Origin of the sequence: uncultured Pseudacidovorax sp., assembly GCF_913773995.1 — a bacterium.
In the GTDB taxonomy this organism is placed as follows: Bacteria; Pseudomonadota; Gammaproteobacteria; order Burkholderiales; family Burkholderiaceae_C; genus Xenophilus.
On the sequence record NZ_CAJYES010000153.1, the window covers coordinates 29,918 to 43,190 of the forward strand.

17 protein-coding genes are annotated in these 13,273 nt (G+C 66.3%); 10 read left to right on the forward strand and 7 right to left on the reverse strand.

The genetic code is table 11. The annotated features are described in order from the left end of the window. Positions 1–9 precede the first annotated feature (9 nt). A complete protein-coding gene (locus QZ772_RS14285) occupies positions 10–216 on the forward strand; it encodes a DUF3460 family protein (protein ID WP_017762266.1) in 207 nt (68 codons plus the stop codon). 62 nt (positions 217–278) lie between these two features. Next, positions 279–1,076, forward strand: coding sequence for a ScpA family protein (locus QZ772_RS14290; RefSeq protein ID WP_052383546.1), 798 nt, complete (start codon positions 279–281; stop codon positions 1,074–1,076). Between the two features lie 59 nt (positions 1,077–1,135). On the opposite strand, the gene QZ772_RS14295 is transcribed toward QZ772_RS14290, so the two are convergent. The 4 genes from QZ772_RS14295 to QZ772_RS14310 form a co-directional block, all read right to left on the reverse strand. Beyond that, on the reverse strand, positions 1,136–2,131 hold the full coding sequence (locus tag QZ772_RS14295) for an NAD(P)H-dependent glycerol-3-phosphate dehydrogenase (protein WP_295527432.1): 996 nt from the start codon (positions 2,129–2,131) through the stop codon (positions 1,136–1,138). A 33-nt stretch (positions 2,132–2,164) separates the two neighbouring features. Next, positions 2,165–2,629, reverse strand: coding sequence for a protein-export chaperone SecB (gene secB / locus QZ772_RS14300; RefSeq protein WP_017761773.1), 465 nt, complete (start codon positions 2,627–2,629; stop codon positions 2,165–2,167). A 103-nt stretch (positions 2,630–2,732) separates the two neighbouring features. Further along, a complete protein-coding gene (gene grxC, locus QZ772_RS14305; protein WP_017761772.1) occupies positions 2,733–2,993 on the reverse strand; it encodes a glutaredoxin 3 in 261 nt (86 codons plus the stop codon). Between the two features lie 45 nt (positions 2,994–3,038). After that, positions 3,039–3,458 (reverse strand): rhodanese-like domain-containing protein, encoded by a 420-nt coding sequence (locus QZ772_RS14310; protein WP_295527435.1) that lies wholly within the window; start codon positions 3,456–3,458, stop codon positions 3,039–3,041. A gap of 72 nt (positions 3,459–3,530) precedes the next feature. On the opposite strand from QZ772_RS14310, the gene gpmA reads away from it, so the two are divergent. The 3 genes from gpmA (at position 3,531) to moeB (ending at position 6,676) form a co-directional block, all read left to right on the forward strand. Continuing rightward, positions 3,531–4,274: a 2,3-diphosphoglycerate-dependent phosphoglycerate mutase gene (gene gpmA / locus QZ772_RS14315; protein ID WP_295527438.1), complete on the forward strand. Its 744-nt coding sequence runs from the start codon at positions 3,531–3,533 to the stop codon at positions 4,272–4,274. A gap of 109 nt (positions 4,275–4,383) precedes the next feature. Further along, entirely contained in the window at positions 4,384–5,826 is a 1,443-nt protein-coding gene (locus QZ772_RS14320) for a S41 family peptidase (RefSeq protein WP_295527440.1), read from the forward strand. A gap of 94 nt (positions 5,827–5,920) precedes the next feature. Then, complete coding sequence (gene moeB / locus QZ772_RS14325; protein ID WP_295527553.1) at positions 5,921–6,676, forward strand: molybdopterin-synthase adenylyltransferase MoeB; 756 nt, start codon at positions 5,921–5,923, stop codon at positions 6,674–6,676. Between the two features lie 4 nt (positions 6,677–6,680). Here moeB and QZ772_RS14330 read toward each other — a convergent pair whose 3' ends face one another. Both QZ772_RS14330 and QZ772_RS14335 read right to left on the reverse strand, forming a co-directional pair. Then, positions 6,681–8,660 (reverse strand): AsmA family protein, encoded by a 1,980-nt coding sequence (locus tag QZ772_RS14330; RefSeq protein WP_366510599.1) that lies wholly within the window; start codon positions 8,658–8,660, stop codon positions 6,681–6,683. An 87-nt stretch (positions 8,661–8,747) separates the two neighbouring features. Beyond that, positions 8,748–8,918, reverse strand: coding sequence for a hypothetical protein (locus QZ772_RS14335; protein WP_295527444.1), 171 nt, complete (start codon positions 8,916–8,918; stop codon positions 8,748–8,750). 341 nt (positions 8,919–9,259) lie between these two features. Here QZ772_RS14335 and QZ772_RS14340 point away from each other — a divergent pair, with 341 nt between their 5' ends. Further along, positions 9,260–9,652, forward strand: a complete 393-nt coding sequence (locus QZ772_RS14340) for a response regulator (protein ID WP_295527446.1) — start codon at positions 9,260–9,262, stop codon at positions 9,650–9,652. Positions 9,653–9,737: 85 nt separating this feature from the next. Here the strand turns inward: QZ772_RS14340 and QZ772_RS14345 are convergent, their stop codons facing one another. Then, positions 9,738–10,370 carry a response regulator transcription factor gene (locus QZ772_RS14345; RefSeq protein WP_017761764.1) on the reverse strand — a complete coding sequence of 211 codons (633 nt, stop codon included), beginning with the start codon at positions 10,368–10,370 and terminating at the stop codon, positions 9,738–9,740. Positions 10,371–10,471: 101 nt separating this feature from the next. Between QZ772_RS14345 and QZ772_RS14350 the strand changes: the two genes are divergently transcribed. The 4 genes from QZ772_RS14350 (at position 10,472) to QZ772_RS14365 (ending at position 13,053) form a co-directional block, all read left to right on the forward strand. Next, entirely contained in the window at positions 10,472–11,824 is a 1,353-nt protein-coding gene (locus QZ772_RS14350) for a CHASE3 domain-containing protein (RefSeq protein ID WP_295527449.1), read from the forward strand. 197 nt (positions 11,825–12,021) lie between these two features. Beyond that, positions 12,022–12,186 carry a DUF1328 domain-containing protein gene (locus tag QZ772_RS14355; RefSeq protein ID WP_017761762.1) on the forward strand — a complete coding sequence of 55 codons (165 nt, stop codon included), beginning with the start codon at positions 12,022–12,024 and terminating at the stop codon, positions 12,184–12,186. Positions 12,187–12,262: 76 nt separating this feature from the next. Next, the gene (locus QZ772_RS14360; RefSeq protein ID WP_295527452.1) at positions 12,263–12,640 is read left to right on the forward strand and encodes a hypothetical protein; all 378 of its coding nucleotides are present in this window, start codon (positions 12,263–12,265) and stop codon (positions 12,638–12,640) included. A gap of 26 nt (positions 12,641–12,666) precedes the next feature. Beyond that, on the forward strand, positions 12,667–13,053 hold the full coding sequence (locus QZ772_RS14365) for a hypothetical protein (protein ID WP_295527455.1): 387 nt from the start codon (positions 12,667–12,669) through the stop codon (positions 13,051–13,053). Positions 13,054–13,273: the final 220 nt, after the last annotated feature.

The following is a 13,273-nucleotide window of genomic DNA, read 5'->3' on the forward strand; positions in this document are numbered from 1 at the left end:
CACCAGTCTATGTCGATCTTCGGCCGCCCCCACTACACCTCCGATGCCACCCAGTTCATCGAGAAGCTGCGCGAGCAGAAGCCGACGCTCGAAGCCGAACAGCGCGCCGGCCGCGCTCTGCTGTGGGACAAGCAGATAGACCGCCAGACGCAGGCCGAGTTCGAGGCCGCTGCCGTCGCGCAGCAGCCTTACGTTTACCAGACGAAGTCGCATTGAGCACCACCCCCGCGCTGCCTGCCGCCACCGCGGACGACGACGACCGCCCCGCGGTCGCCGCCATGCCCGAGGTGGTGGACCAGGTGGCGCTGGCCCGCCTCTACGGCGAGCCGCTGTTCGCGCTGCCGAACGACCTCTACATCCCGCCGGATGCGCTGGAGGTCTTCCTGGAGGCCTTCGAGGGGCCGTTGGATCTGCTGCTCTACCTGATCCGCAAGCAGAACTTCAACATCCTCGACATCCCCATGGCGGGCGTCACCCGCCAGTACCTTGCCTACGTGGACGAGATCCGCAGCCGCAACCTGGAGCTGGCGGCCGAGTACCTGCTGATGGCGGCGATGCTCATCGAGATCAAGTCGCGCATGCTGCTGCCGCCCAAGAAGACGGCGGACGGCGAAGAGGCCGAAGACCCGCGCGCCGAGCTGGTGCGCCGCCTGCTGGAATACGAGCAGGCCAAGATGCAGGCCGCCGCCATCAATGCGCTGCCCACCTACGGCAGGGATTTCTGGAAGGCGCAGGTCTACATCGAGCAGTCGCTCAAGCCGCGCTTCCCGGACGTGAGCCTGGACGATCTGCGCCAGGCCTGGGCCGACATCCTCAAGCGGGCCAAGCTGGTGCAGCACCACAAGATCTCCCGCGAGGAACTGTCGGTGCGCGAGCACATGAGCATCGTGCTGCGTCAGCTGCAGGGGCGGCGTTTCGTCGAATTCGAGTCGCTGTTCGACGCCACGCGCGGCGTGCCGGTGCTGGTCGTCACCTTCATCGCGCTGCTGGAGCTGGGCAAGGAGACGCTGGTGGAGATCACGCAGGCCGAGGCCTTCGCGCCCATCTACGTGCGGCTGGCCTACGCGCCGAGCTGAGCCTGGCGGCCTTGGCGACGGGCGGGGCGCCCCTTGGTGCCGTCAACGCCTTGGTGCCGTCAGATTTCCTGAGCCGGCTCGCGCGCCATCAAGGCGGCGACGGCGTCCGCCGGCCTGAGCCGGCCGTCCAGCAAGCCCACAACCGCCTCGGCGATGGGCATTTCCACCTCTAGCTGCCGTGCCCGCTGCACCACCGCCCGGGCACAGTTGACGCCCTCGGCCACATGGCCGAGCGAGCGGACCGCCTCGTCCAGCGTCTGCCCCTCGGCCAGCAGCAGGCCCACGCGTCGGTTGCGCGACAGGTGGCCGGTGGCCGTCAGCACCAGATCGCCCAGGCCCGACAGGCCCATGAAGGTCTCGGCACGACCGCCCAGCGCGATGCCCAGCCGGGTCATCTCGGCCAGGCCGCGGGTGATCAGGGCAGCGCGCGCATTCAGGCCGAGCGCCAGCCCGTCGGCCAGGCCAGTGGCGATGGCCAGCACGTTCTTGACCGCGCCGCCGACTTCCACGCCCGTGACGTCGTCATTGCCATAGACCCGCAATGCCGGCCCATGGAAGGCCGCGACCAGGCGCTCGCGCACTTCGGCATCGGAACTCGCCGCCACCAGGGCGGTGGGCTGCGCCTGGCCGACTTCCAGCGCGAAGCTGGGGCCGCTCAGCAGGCCGGCGCGCAGCTGCGGCGCCACCTCGGCCTGCACCTCATGGGGAAAGAGTCCGCTGGCGGGCTCCACGCCCTTGCACAGCCAGGCGACGGGCGCGGTGCAGCCGGCCTTGGCCAACGCCGCCAGCTGCGCGCGCAAGGCAGCCATGGGCGTGCCGAGCACCACAAGGTCGGCATCGCGCCAGGCCTCGCGGGCATCGCCGGACTGGAGAAGAAGGGAAGTCGGGAAGGTCACGCCCGCCAGGTAGCGGGGATTGGCGCGGCTGCGCGCCATCGCGTCCATCTGGGCGGGGTCCCGGCCCCAGAGCACCACGCGGTGCCCGGCCGGATGGGCTGCGGCGCTGATCGCCAGCGCCGTGCCCCAGGCGCCGGCGCCGAGCACGCAGATGCGCATGGGGGCGCCAGGCCGGTTTGCCGTTGCCGGCAATTACTGGGCGTTGGCCGGCAGGCCTTGGCCGGCGGCCTGGGCCTGCTGCTGCTCGTACATGGCCTGGAAATTGATCTCGGCCAGGTGCACGGGCGGGAAGCCGCCGCGCTGGATGGTGTCGGCCACGTTGCCGCGCAGGTAGGGATAGACGATCTGCGGGCAGGCGATGCCCAGGATCGGGCCCATCTGGTCTTCGGGCAGGTTGCGGATCTCGAAGATGCCGGCCTGCTTGGCTTCGACCAGGAACACGGTGCGGTCGTCAATCTTGGTCTGCACGGTGGCCGAAACGCTCACCTCGAAGATGCCTTCGGCCACGTTCTGTGCCTCGACGCCCAGCTGGATGTCGACGGTGGGCTGGGTCTGCTCCAGCAGGATGGCCGGCGAATTGGGCTGCTCCAGCGACAGGTCCTTGAGGTAGACGCGCTGGATCTGGAAGACGGGTTCTGCGGCTTGTTGGTCGGCCATGGTGCTTGGAGGTGTGTCGGGACAAAAAGGCCCGCGGTCAGCGGGCGCGAAAGCGTTCGATTATGGCCTGTGCCGACGACAGGCCCGGCCGGCCCCGGCCCTCTCAGGCGCCTTGCAGCAGCGGCACCAGACCGCCCCGGCCGTCGAGCGCGATCAGGTCGTCGCAGCCACCGACATGGGTGTCGCCGATGAAGATCTGCGGAACGGTGCGCCGCTGGGTCAGGCGCATCATTTCGTCGCGGGCCGCGGGGTCGGCGTCGACCCGGATCTCCTGGATGCTGTCCACGCCCTTGGCCTTGAGCACCTGCTTGGCGCGGATGCAGTAGGGGCAGACGGCAGTGGTGTACATCTTCACGGCTTGCATGGATTTCCTCGTGGGCGGGTGAATGCGGGATGGGTCGGAAGGCGTTCAGGCCTTGACGGCCACCTTCTCGACGGGCAGGTTAGCCTCGTTCCAGGATTTCATCCCGCCACCCACGGCTTGGGCCTGTTCGTAGCCCAGTTTCTTGGCGGCGGCGACGGCACGCTGGGCACGGGCGCCGGTGGCGCACATCAGCAGCACCGGCAGGGCCTTGTTCTTGACCACGCCCGGCAGCTTCTGCTCCAGCTCGGCCAGGGGCACGTTGCGCGCGCCGACGGCGTGGCCGGCGGCGAACTCCTCGGGCTCGCGCACGTCGATCAGCACGCCCTTCTGACGGTTGATGATCTGCACCGCGCCCTGGGCGCTGAGCGAGCCCTGGCCCGCGCCGCGCAGCACCGGCCAGGCCAGCATGCCGCCCGAGCCGAGTGCGAGGAGGATCAGGGCCCAGTTGTCGAGGATGAATTTCACGGGAAGCTTCCGAGATGGCAAACCGTCAATTTTAGAATGGCGGTTTTACTCCGGCGACACGTAAGGGACCCCATGCATAAACTGGTGCTGATCCGCCATGGCGAATCGACCTGGAACCTCGAAAACCGCTTCACCGGCTGGACCGACGTCGACCTGACCGACACCGGCATCGAGCAGGCCAAGCAGGCCGGTCGCCTGCTCAAGGAGCAGGGCTACGACTTCGACGTCGCCTACACCAGCGTGCTCAAGCGGGCCAACCGGACCCTGTGGCATGTGCTGGACGAGCTGGACCGCACCTGGCTGCCGGTCGTCCATTCGTGGCGCCTGAACGAGCGCCACTACGGCGCGCTGCAGGGCCTGAACAAGGCCGACATGGCCAAGCAGTACGGCGACGAGCAGGTGCTGGTCTGGCGCCGCAGCTACGACACGCCGCCGCCGGCGCTGGAGCCGACCGACCCGCGCAGCGAGCGCGGCGACGTGCGGTACGCGAAGCTCGACCCGGAGCAGGTGCCGCTGACCGAATGCCTCAAGGACACCGTCGCGCGCGTCCTGCCCTTCTGGAACGAGTCGATGGCCCCGGCCATCCGTGCCGGCCGCCGCCTGGTGGTGGCCGCGCACGGCAATTCGATCCGCGCCCTGGTGAAGTACCTGGACGGCATCTCCGACAGCGACATCGTGGGCCTGAACATCCCCAACGGCATTCCGCTGGTCTACGAGCTGGACGACGACCTCAAGCCGCTTCGCCATTACTACCTGGGCGACGCGGCAGCGGCCGAAAAGGCGGCAGCCGCCGTCGCCTCGCAGGGCAAAGCCTGATTCGGGGATACGGACGGAACCCGCGGGGCCATTTCCGCTTCCAAAGTCCGCGTATATTGATTGGCGATTTTGTGAACGACGGATCGGGTCTCCCGAAAGGACGCTGCCCATGGGCCAGAAATTGAAGATCACCGGCTGGGTCGCCGCAGGCGCGGTCGCTGGCGCGCTCACCACCGTCTCGCTGCAGACGATGGCGCGTGGGGCCCTCGCACCCCTGCCGCTCGAAGAGCTGCAACAGCTCGCCGCCGTGTTCGGCATGGTCAAGAGCGACTATGTCGAGCCGGTGGACGAGAAGAAGCTCATCTCCGACGCCATTTCCGGCATGGTGGCCGGGCTCGATCCGCACTCCCAGTATTTCGACAAGAAGTCCTTCAAGGAATTCCGCGAGGGCACTTCGGGCCGCTTCGTGGGGGTAGGCATCGAGATCTCGCAGGAAGACGGTCTGGTCAAGGTGGTGTCCCCCATCGAGGGCTCCCCGGCCTTCCGCGCCGGTCTCAAGCCCGGCGACCTGATCACCAAGATCGACGACACCGCCGTCAAGGGCCTGACCCTGAGCGATGCCGTCAAGCGCATGCGAGGCGAGGCGGGCACCAAGGTGCTGCTGACCATCTTCCGCAAGGACGAGAGCCGCACCTTCCCGGTGACGATCACCCGCGAAGAAATCCGCACGCAGTCGGTGCGCGGCAAGGTGATGGAGCCTGGCTACGCCTGGATCCGCCTGTCGCAGTTCCAGGAACGTACGGTCGACGACTTCGCCAAGAAGATCGAAGAGATCTACAAGCAGGACCCGAACCTCAAGGGCCTGGTGCTCGATCTGCGCAACGATCCGGGCGGCCTGCTGGACGCGGCGGTGGCCGTATCCGCCGCCTTCCTGCCGCAGGGCTCGACGGTGGTGACCACCGATGGCCAGCTGGCCGAGAGCAAGCAGGTCTACAAGGCGATTCCGGCCGACTACCAGCGCCGCTCGGGAAGCGACCCGCTGCGCAACCTGCCGGCCGCCCTCAAGACGGTGCCGTTGGTGGTGCTGGTCAACGAGGGCTCGGCCTCGGCCAGCGAGATCGTGGCCGGCGCGCTGCAGGACCACAAGCGCGCCACGGTGATGGGCAGCCAGACCTTCGGCAAGGGCTCGGTGCAGACGGTGCGCCCGCTGGGCCCCGATACCGGCCTGAAGATCACCACCGCCCGCTACTACACGCCCAGCGGCACCTCGATCCAGGCCCGCGGCATCGTGCCCAACGTGCTGGTGGACGACACGGCCGAGGGCAGTCCCTTCGCCGTGCTGCGCATGCGCGAGGCCGACCTCGAGAAGCACCTGTCCAGCGGCCAGGGCCCCGAGAAGAAGGACCCCGAGCTCGAGAAGCAGCGCGACGAGGCTCGCAAGCGCCTCGAAGAGGAAACCAAGAAGTCCCCCCAGGCCCGGATCACGCCCGAGTTCGGCACGGACAAGGACTTCCCGCTGATGCAGGCGCTCAATCAGCTCAAGGGCCAGCCCGTGGTCGCCAGCAAGACGCAGGTGATCGTGGAGAACAAGGAAGAGAAGAAGGAAAACTGAGGCCCGGCGCCCCGGCTTCCGCAATGCATCGGCCTCCCGCGTGGAGGCCGATGTCTTTGGCGGGCGACGCGGGCGCTTTCGCCCCGGCCAGACCATGGACGACCAAGCCCTGCTGCGCTATTCGCGCCACATCCTGCTCGAAGAGTTCGGCATCGACGGCCAGGAGCGCGTGAGCGCCGCACATGCGCTCGTCATTGGCGCAGGGGGGCTCGGCTCGCCCGTGGCGCTGTATCTGGCGGGCGCCGGAGTGGGCCGGATCACGCTCGTGGACGACGACGTGGTCGATGTCACCAACCTCCAGCGCCAGATTGCCCACAACACGGCGCGGGTGGGGATGCCGAAGGTGGAGTCAGCCGCCGTGGCCATGCGCGCGCTCAATCCCGACATCGAGGTTCGAGCGATCCGTGCGCGTGCCGATGGGCCGCTGCTCGAAGCTCTCCTGCCGGACGTGGATGTGGTGCTGGACTGCAGCGACAACTTCGACACGCGGCATCGCGTCAACGCGGCCTGTGTGGCGCACCGCAAGCCCCTAGTTGCAGGGGCGGCGATCCGCTTCGATGGTCAGCTCTCGGTTTACGACGTGCGCCAGCCGGACAGCCCCTGCTATGCCTGCCTCTTTCCGCCTGATGTGGCCTTCGAGGAAACGCGCTGTGCGGTGATGGGCGTTTTTTCTCCTGTCGTGGGCACGCTGGGGACCTTGCAGGCCCATGAAGCCCTCAAGCTCGTCGCCGACATCGGGGGAACGTTGACAGGGCGTCTGTTGATGTTCGACGGCCGCAACAGCCGCTTCGACACGCTGCAGGTCCGTCGCGACCCCCAGTGTCCCGTCTGCGGCGGACGGGGCCACTAACAGGTCAGCGCCGCACGGACTTGGCCTGATCGGCCGCCTTGGCGGCTTCCGTGGATTGCGGCTTGCGCGCCTCGGCAAGGGCGCCCGCGCAGTCCGCGTCTTCGCCCGGCCCTGTCTCGACGGTGGCGGCAAGGGCCAGCAATGGATTGATGGCCCCCAGCGCCAGGGCTGCCGCGCCACGGGCGACCAGCGGCATGGCTTCGACGCCCGGGCGGGGATCACCGAAATGGCCCCGAATCGTGAGCGGCGTTCGCAAGCTCAGAATGCTCTTGTCCTTTGGCTGCGGCCGGATCACGAAGTCCAGCGTCTCGTCCTTGAGGCTTGCCTGGCCGGTGGCCGTGAACAAGGTGTCGTCGGTGTCAAAGATGAGCGTGCGGCCACTCATGACACCCTTGTTCACGTCGAAGGCCAGTGCGGCACAACGCATGCGGACGTTCTTGTCGCCCCGCAGCAGGAATTCCAGGACCTCGCCACCATCCAGTCCAGCAATTTCCAGCAACAGGTTGCTGAACTGCCCGCGCCCCGTCATGGCCGCCACGTCGCCGGATGCTTGACCCAGCCAGTTCGCCACTGAGGTCCCCTGCCCTGCCAGGTTGATGCGGCCGTCGAGCCGGCCCAGACTGCTCTTGGTCGACTCCACCTTCGGGATCAACTGGTTGAGCTGCAGCGCCTTGACATCCAGTGCCATGCGGATATCGGCCGGGTTGCGCGAACCGTCGATGCGCACCGCACCCTGGATGCTGCCACCGGCGACGCCCAGGTCGAGTGGCTTGAGTTCAAGAATGCCGGCATTGAGGGCGACCTGGACGCTCCCGCGTTGCAGGGGCACCTCGCGTACGTTGCGGATACGCTCAGCGGTGTATCGAACGTCGGCGTCCATTGCACGCAGACGTTCGAAGTCCAGTGGGGCGGTGGGCAGCACCCGCACATCACTACGGCGTCGGCGCGTCTGCTCAAGGGTGGCAGGCGCCTCCACACCCTCGACGGCCTTGGCCGAGCGTTCGGTGGGTGGCAAACCGATCAGGGGACCGAGGTCATCCATGTCCATGACCTTCGACGCCAACGTGCCGCTGAGCTTCGGGCGGGTGGCGCCCTTCTCGAAGCGCAACTCGCCGCCGATGTCCGAAAGGCCGAGCCGGCCCGCCAGTTGCTGCGCCTGCCAGGTGTTGCCCGTCTTGAGCAGCCGGCCTTCCACTTGGTAGGGCGAGGTGTCCGGCAGCGCCACACCGATCAAGCGGTACAGATCGCCCAGATTGCGTCCCTTCAACTTCACTTTGGCGTCCACGCCGTCGAGCTCGGTCAGCGCGGCCATGCTGCCGGTCGCGTCGAGACGGGTCCCACCGGCCGTCGCGTGGATCTCGAACGGGAAAGGCGGTAGGCCGGTCTGTGTCAGCAGCAGCACATTGCCGGTTCGGCCCTGTGCACTGAGCGGCTGGGACTGGTATCTGCCTTTCATCTGGTACGACAGCGGCATTTCGCCCTTCTGCGTGTCGAAGGAGAAGTCGACGCGCATGTCCACGCCCAGGTGCTTGGCCAGGAAATCGAGATGGCCACCATCGACCTGCACGAGGCCGATCTTGGGTGTCGCACCGCGACCGGCTTCCCCGTCATCGCCCTTTTCAAGCGCCCAGGTCTTGCGTCCGTCCTCTTCCATCTGGAGACCGACCCGGGGCGCACTCAGCATCAGCCGCGGAATGTCCACCTGTTTTCGCAGCAAAGGCCAGATCCGGATGTCGATTTCGGCCTTGTCCGCGCCGACGAGCAGGGGGTCCCTGGCCCACTTGGGGTTGTCGAACTCGATGCCATCGAGGGTGATGCGCGCGGTGCGAAAACCGGGCTTCACATCAAGATGCCGCGTGATCTCGAAGCGGCGCCCGGTCTTCTCGCTGATATAGCGATTGATGGGCTGCCGCAGCACATCCCAGGGAAAAAACATCACCAGCAGCACGAGCGCCACGACGATGACCACCAGGGCGATGAGCAATCGACGCAGCCAATGTCGACCGCCTTGCGCCGGCGAGGATGAATGGGCAGGGGCGACCGGAGCACGCATGGGAGAGCTCACGCGCGGTCAAGGACCGACAAAGAATGAGAGCCAGTACTTGCCCATGTCGCTTTTCGCATCGGCGGTCACGGCCTTGACCAGATGCAGTTCGGCCGAGCCCGGCTCGCCCTGCACCACCACCCATGCCGCCAGCAAGGCCAAACCGCCTGCCACCAGGAAACCCAGAATGCCTTTCATGGTCCACCTCTTGGAAGCCGTCATGATGTTGATTGCAGGACGTAAGACCTACGCGGCGCCCCGCTGAAGATCCTGTGCCGGTAGCCTCACGGCCGGATTGAACAATGAGAGAAATCTAGGCCACGCCCCGGTGGCGAAGGGTCGGCCGCCCGCCGCAGCCCCTGTGCGCTGCGACCTACGGACGGACCGTCGGCTCGCTCCTACAGCAACAGGCCTTCCGGGATTGCAGGTTCCGCAGGCCGGGCTTCTACGATCTCGCCAATACCAGCATCGGGCCGTGTCTGCCACCTTGCTCCCCGCCGCTATCCCTGCGGAAGCATTGCCCAGCGTCCCCACCCATCATGAGCGGAAGACTTCCCACCTACATCGTCGAAGACAACGTCACCATCCGCGAGAACCTGGTGGGCACCCTCGAAGAACTCACCCCGGTCAGTGCCGTGGGATACGCAGAGACGGAGACAGACGCGCGCCAGTGGCTGCGCGACCATCGTGGCGACTGGCAGCTGGCCATCGTGGATCTGTTTCTCAAAGAAGGGAGCGGTCTTGGCGTACTCCATGCCTGTCGCGAACGCCGTCCCCAGCAGAAGGTCGTCGTGCTCAGCAATTACGCCACCCCCGACATCCGCCGCCGCTGCGCCCAGCTCGGCGTCGACGCCGTTTTCGACAAGTCCAATGAGATCGACGCCTTGGTGGACTATTGCTTGGCCCATTCCCAACGCTCGGCGCCTCACTGAGCGCCTCAAAAAACAGAACCGCGCCAAGCGGGGCCTGGCGCGGTTCGATTCGGAGGATGCGCCTCTCCGGCGCATCACTCGTGGCTCAATCGATCAGCTTGTTCTTGAGCGCGTAGTAGGTCAGATCGCTGTTCGACGAGAGATTCATCTTCTCCATCAGGCGGGTGCGATAGGTGCTCACCGTCTTCACGGACAGGGACAGGGTCTTGGCAATCTCGCCAGCGGTCTCGCCCTTGGCCAGTTTGAGGAAGACTTGGAACTCCCGCTCGGACAGCTGTTCGTGCGGGGCCGCGTCGTCCTTGCGATCCAGCTGACGGGCCAGCAGTTCGGCAACCGCCGGCGTGATGTAGCGACGGCCCAGCGAGATGGTGCGGATCGCATTGACGATCTCCATCGGATCGCAATCCTTGTTGAGATAGCCGCTGGCGCCCTGCCGGATGAGGTTCATCGCGTAGTGCTCTTCGGGGTAGCCGCTCAGGATCAGGATGCCCACGTCGGGCGCCTTGGCGCGGATCATGGCCAGGGCATCGATGCCGCTTTGGCCGGGCATCGACAAGTCCATCACCAGCACATCGAGCTCGGTGGTGCGGACCAGCTCGATGGCCTCGCGGCCGGTGGCGGCTTCTCCCACCACGCGAAGGTCCACGTGCTCGGAGAAAAACTGCTTCAGTCCGGACCGGACGATCGCATGGTCGTCCACAATGCCAATCTTGATCATTTGTTGCCTTTGTTGAGTCGCACGGGCCTTTTGCCGCTGCCCAAGTAGCTTTCGTTGACAAACATTATTCAATAAATAGGCCGCCCGATTCCCTCTCACGCATGCTGAAACACAAGCTGTCGATGTTGGCTTACAAGAAGAAAGCCTTGAGTCTGAGCCTGGCCGTCCTGGCCGCGTTCGCACTCGTCGCCTTCAACGAGTCGGGCTATCACCGATCGAACCAGGCGCTGGAAGAAATCGGTCGGGCGCAGGATGCACGGCTGTCCATCCATCTGCTGTTGCGCTATACCCTAGACGCCGAAACCGGCACGCGCGGCTTCATGCTGACCGGCGATCCGCGCTATCGCGAGCCCTACGACCTGGCGGTCGCCGAGCTGCCCAAGCAGTTGGACCGCCTGCGCACGCTCTACGCAAACCAGCCGGTGGAGCGAGCCCATCTCGCTGCGCTCGGCAACCACCTGTCCCGCAAGCTGGCTGAAATGGAGTTGACGGTCCGCATGCTGAGCACCGGCAATTCGGATGCCTCCCGCTTCGTGCTCAGCACGGATGTGGGACGGGAGGAAATGCAGGGCATCCGGCAGGAAGCGGATGCGCTCATGGCGCTCAGCACACGCTCCGTGGAAGACGGCAGGCTGCAGATCGCCCAGGCGCTGGGTCTCGCCCGCGTGGGCATCGGCCTGATCGTGCTGGCGGCCCTGCTGGCCTTCGTGCTGTACCTGCGCCAGACATCGGCCCTGCAGCAGGCCAACGAGCGCCAGCAGCAGGCGCTGCAACGCGAACGCAATTCCCTGGAGCTGGAGGTGCGCGACCGCACCGCGTCGCTGGCCGAACTGGCCACCCATCTGCAGGAAGTGCGCGAGTCCGAGCGTGGCTATCTTGCGCGCGAACTGCATGACGAACTCGGCGCTCTGCTCACGGCGGCCAAGCTCGACGTCGCCCGGCTCAAGTCGAGATTGGGCGATTCGCCCGACGCTGCCCAACGTCTGGCCCACCTGACCGAGCTGCTGAATTCGGGCATTGCGCTCAAGCGGCGCATCATCGAAGACCTGCGGCCCTCGTCGCTGTCCAATCTGGGGCTGGTGGCTTCGCTGGAGATCCTCGGGCGTGAATTCGCCGAGCGCTCGGGCATCCAGGTGGACATGGCGCTGGAGCCGGTCGATCTGGACGAGGCGCGACAACTCACCATCTACCGCATGGTGCAGGAAGGCCTGACCAACATCGGCAAATACGCGCACGCGCAGGAAGCCACCATCGTCCTCAAGGACTACGACAACCACGTCGAAGTCGAAGTCAGTGACAACGGCCGAGGCTTCGACCTGCAGCAACAGGCCACCCGTCCCAGCCATGGGCTTGCAGGCATGCGCCACCGCGTTCAGGCGGCTGGTGGAAAGCTCATGGTGGACAGCACGCCCGGGCATGGCACGCGCCTGCATGCGGTGATGCCCAAGCACTAGCAGGCGCCCCATCGAGCGGCGCGCGAAGGGGCCGGAAGGCGCCGCCATTCGCCGCTTTCCTACGCCCCCCGGACCCCGCTGCTGACAGGTCCCGCAAGGGCGCGCTCCTAAGATTTCGCCATCGGCAAAGACAAGGTGCAGCCGCCTCAAGCGCCCCGTCAGGGCTCAGGGCTGCACCAGCATGAAAGGAGCCTGCCATGCTTCATTACACCGTTGTTTTTCTCGTCATCGCACTGGTGGCCGCATTGTTCGGCTTCGGTGGCATCGCGGCCGGCGCCGTGGGCATCGCCAAGCTCCTGTTCGTGATCTTCGCCATCCTGACGATCGCCAGCTTCATCGCGGGCCTGTTGCGCCGGCGCTGAGGCGATAGCATCTTTGCGCGTCGGAGTGCCTCCGACGAACTGATCTCTTTCTCTCCCCCATCCAAAGGACTTCCTCATGAACTCGACCGCCAAGACCCCCTCCCAACTTGCCGACGAGCTGCGCGGTGCCGCCCAGGACGCGGCAGACAGCACGCGCAACTACGCCAAGAACGCCGTCGATGCGACGGGCCAGAAGGTGCGCCAACTGCGCGGGGAAGTGGAGCCGACGGTGGAGCAGATCGCGTCGCGTGTCCAGCAGGCCGTGCAGCGTGGTCTGGAGGCCGCGTCGAAGACCACGAGTCGCGCACAGGAACGCTTCGGCGAAGCCGCGACCGTCACCACCCGCTACATCGCCGATCAGCCGGTGCGCTCTGTACTGATTGCCGCGGCAGCGGGCGCTGCCATCACGGCCTTGATCGTGCTGGCCAGCCGCCGCAGCAGCGACGACTACTGATCGATACCGCGGCGCCCAGATCGGTCATGCTCCATCCCGTCATTTCTGCGGCGCTGCGGCACCCTGCGCTCGTCGGGCGCCACCTCCTCAACTACCTGGCCCTCGCCAAGGTTGAGATGGCGGAGGCCGGCCGGTCGGTGGTCACGCGCGCCATTGGCGGCGTGATCGCCTTGCTCGGTGCCCTGTTCACGCTGGGTTGGGGCGGCGTAGCCGTCATGCTGGGTATGCTTCACGGACGATTCGAGTGGGTGCTGTTGGTTGTGCCCGGGATTGCATTGCTGTTGATGCTTCTCGGTGTCGTGCTTGCGTTGAGACCACCCCAACTCCCCCTGTTTGCTGGATTGAAAAATCAGGCAGCCGAAGACATGCAGGTGCTCCATGCCCTCTCCGAAAGCGGCCATGCCGAACGTTGACGCTGTCGATTCGCCTGGCGTCCCGCTGACGCCTCAGGAACGGCTGGCACAGTCCCGTCTCGCGTTGCTCGACGCCCTTCTTCCTCCGCCTCCCCCGCCTCGTCCGACCCGCTCCAGCAGTGCACGGCCGGTTCAGAAGGCGGCCTTTCGCGGCGCATCGGTGTTGAAAAGCCTGCCGTGGCTGGACATGGGCCGAAACATGGCACGGCGGTGGTGGCAG

Coding starts and splice junctions, on each gene's coding strand:
- QZ772_RS14285 (WP_017762266.1), top strand. CDS start 10: ATGTCGATCTTCGGCCGCCCCCACTACACCTCCGATGCCACCCAGTTC.
- QZ772_RS14290 (WP_052383546.1), top strand. CDS start 279: ATGCCCGAGGTGGTGGACCAGGTGGCGCTGGCCCGCCTCTACGGCGAG.
- QZ772_RS14295 (WP_295527432.1), bottom strand. CDS start 2,131: ATGCGCATCTGCGTGCTCGGCGCCGGCGCCTGGGGCACGGCGCTGGCG.
- secB (WP_017761773.1), bottom strand. CDS start 2,629: ATGGCCGACCAACAAGCCGCAGAACCCGTCTTCCAGATCCAGCGCGTC.
- grxC (WP_017761772.1), bottom strand. CDS start 2,993: ATGCAAGCCGTGAAGATGTACACCACTGCCGTCTGCCCCTACTGCATC.
- gpmA (WP_295527438.1), top strand. CDS start 3,531: ATGCATAAACTGGTGCTGATCCGCCATGGCGAATCGACCTGGAACCTC.
- QZ772_RS14320 (WP_295527440.1), top strand. CDS start 4,384: ATGGGCCAGAAATTGAAGATCACCGGCTGGGTCGCCGCAGGCGCGGTC.
- moeB (WP_295527553.1), top strand. CDS start 5,921: ATGGACGACCAAGCCCTGCTGCGCTATTCGCGCCACATCCTGCTCGAA.
- QZ772_RS14335 (WP_295527444.1), bottom strand. CDS start 8,918: ATGAAAGGCATTCTGGGTTTCCTGGTGGCAGGCGGTTTGGCCTTGCTG.
- QZ772_RS14340 (WP_295527446.1), top strand. CDS start 9,260: ATGAGCGGAAGACTTCCCACCTACATCGTCGAAGACAACGTCACCATC.
- QZ772_RS14345 (WP_017761764.1), bottom strand. CDS start 10,370: ATGATCAAGATTGGCATTGTGGACGACCATGCGATCGTCCGGTCCGGA.
- QZ772_RS14350 (WP_295527449.1), top strand. CDS start 10,472: ATGCTGAAACACAAGCTGTCGATGTTGGCTTACAAGAAGAAAGCCTTG.
- QZ772_RS14355 (WP_017761762.1), top strand. CDS start 12,022: ATGCTTCATTACACCGTTGTTTTTCTCGTCATCGCACTGGTGGCCGCA.
- QZ772_RS14360 (WP_295527452.1), top strand. CDS start 12,263: ATGAACTCGACCGCCAAGACCCCCTCCCAACTTGCCGACGAGCTGCGC.
- QZ772_RS14365 (WP_295527455.1), top strand. CDS start 12,667: ATGCTCCATCCCGTCATTTCTGCGGCGCTGCGGCACCCTGCGCTCGTC.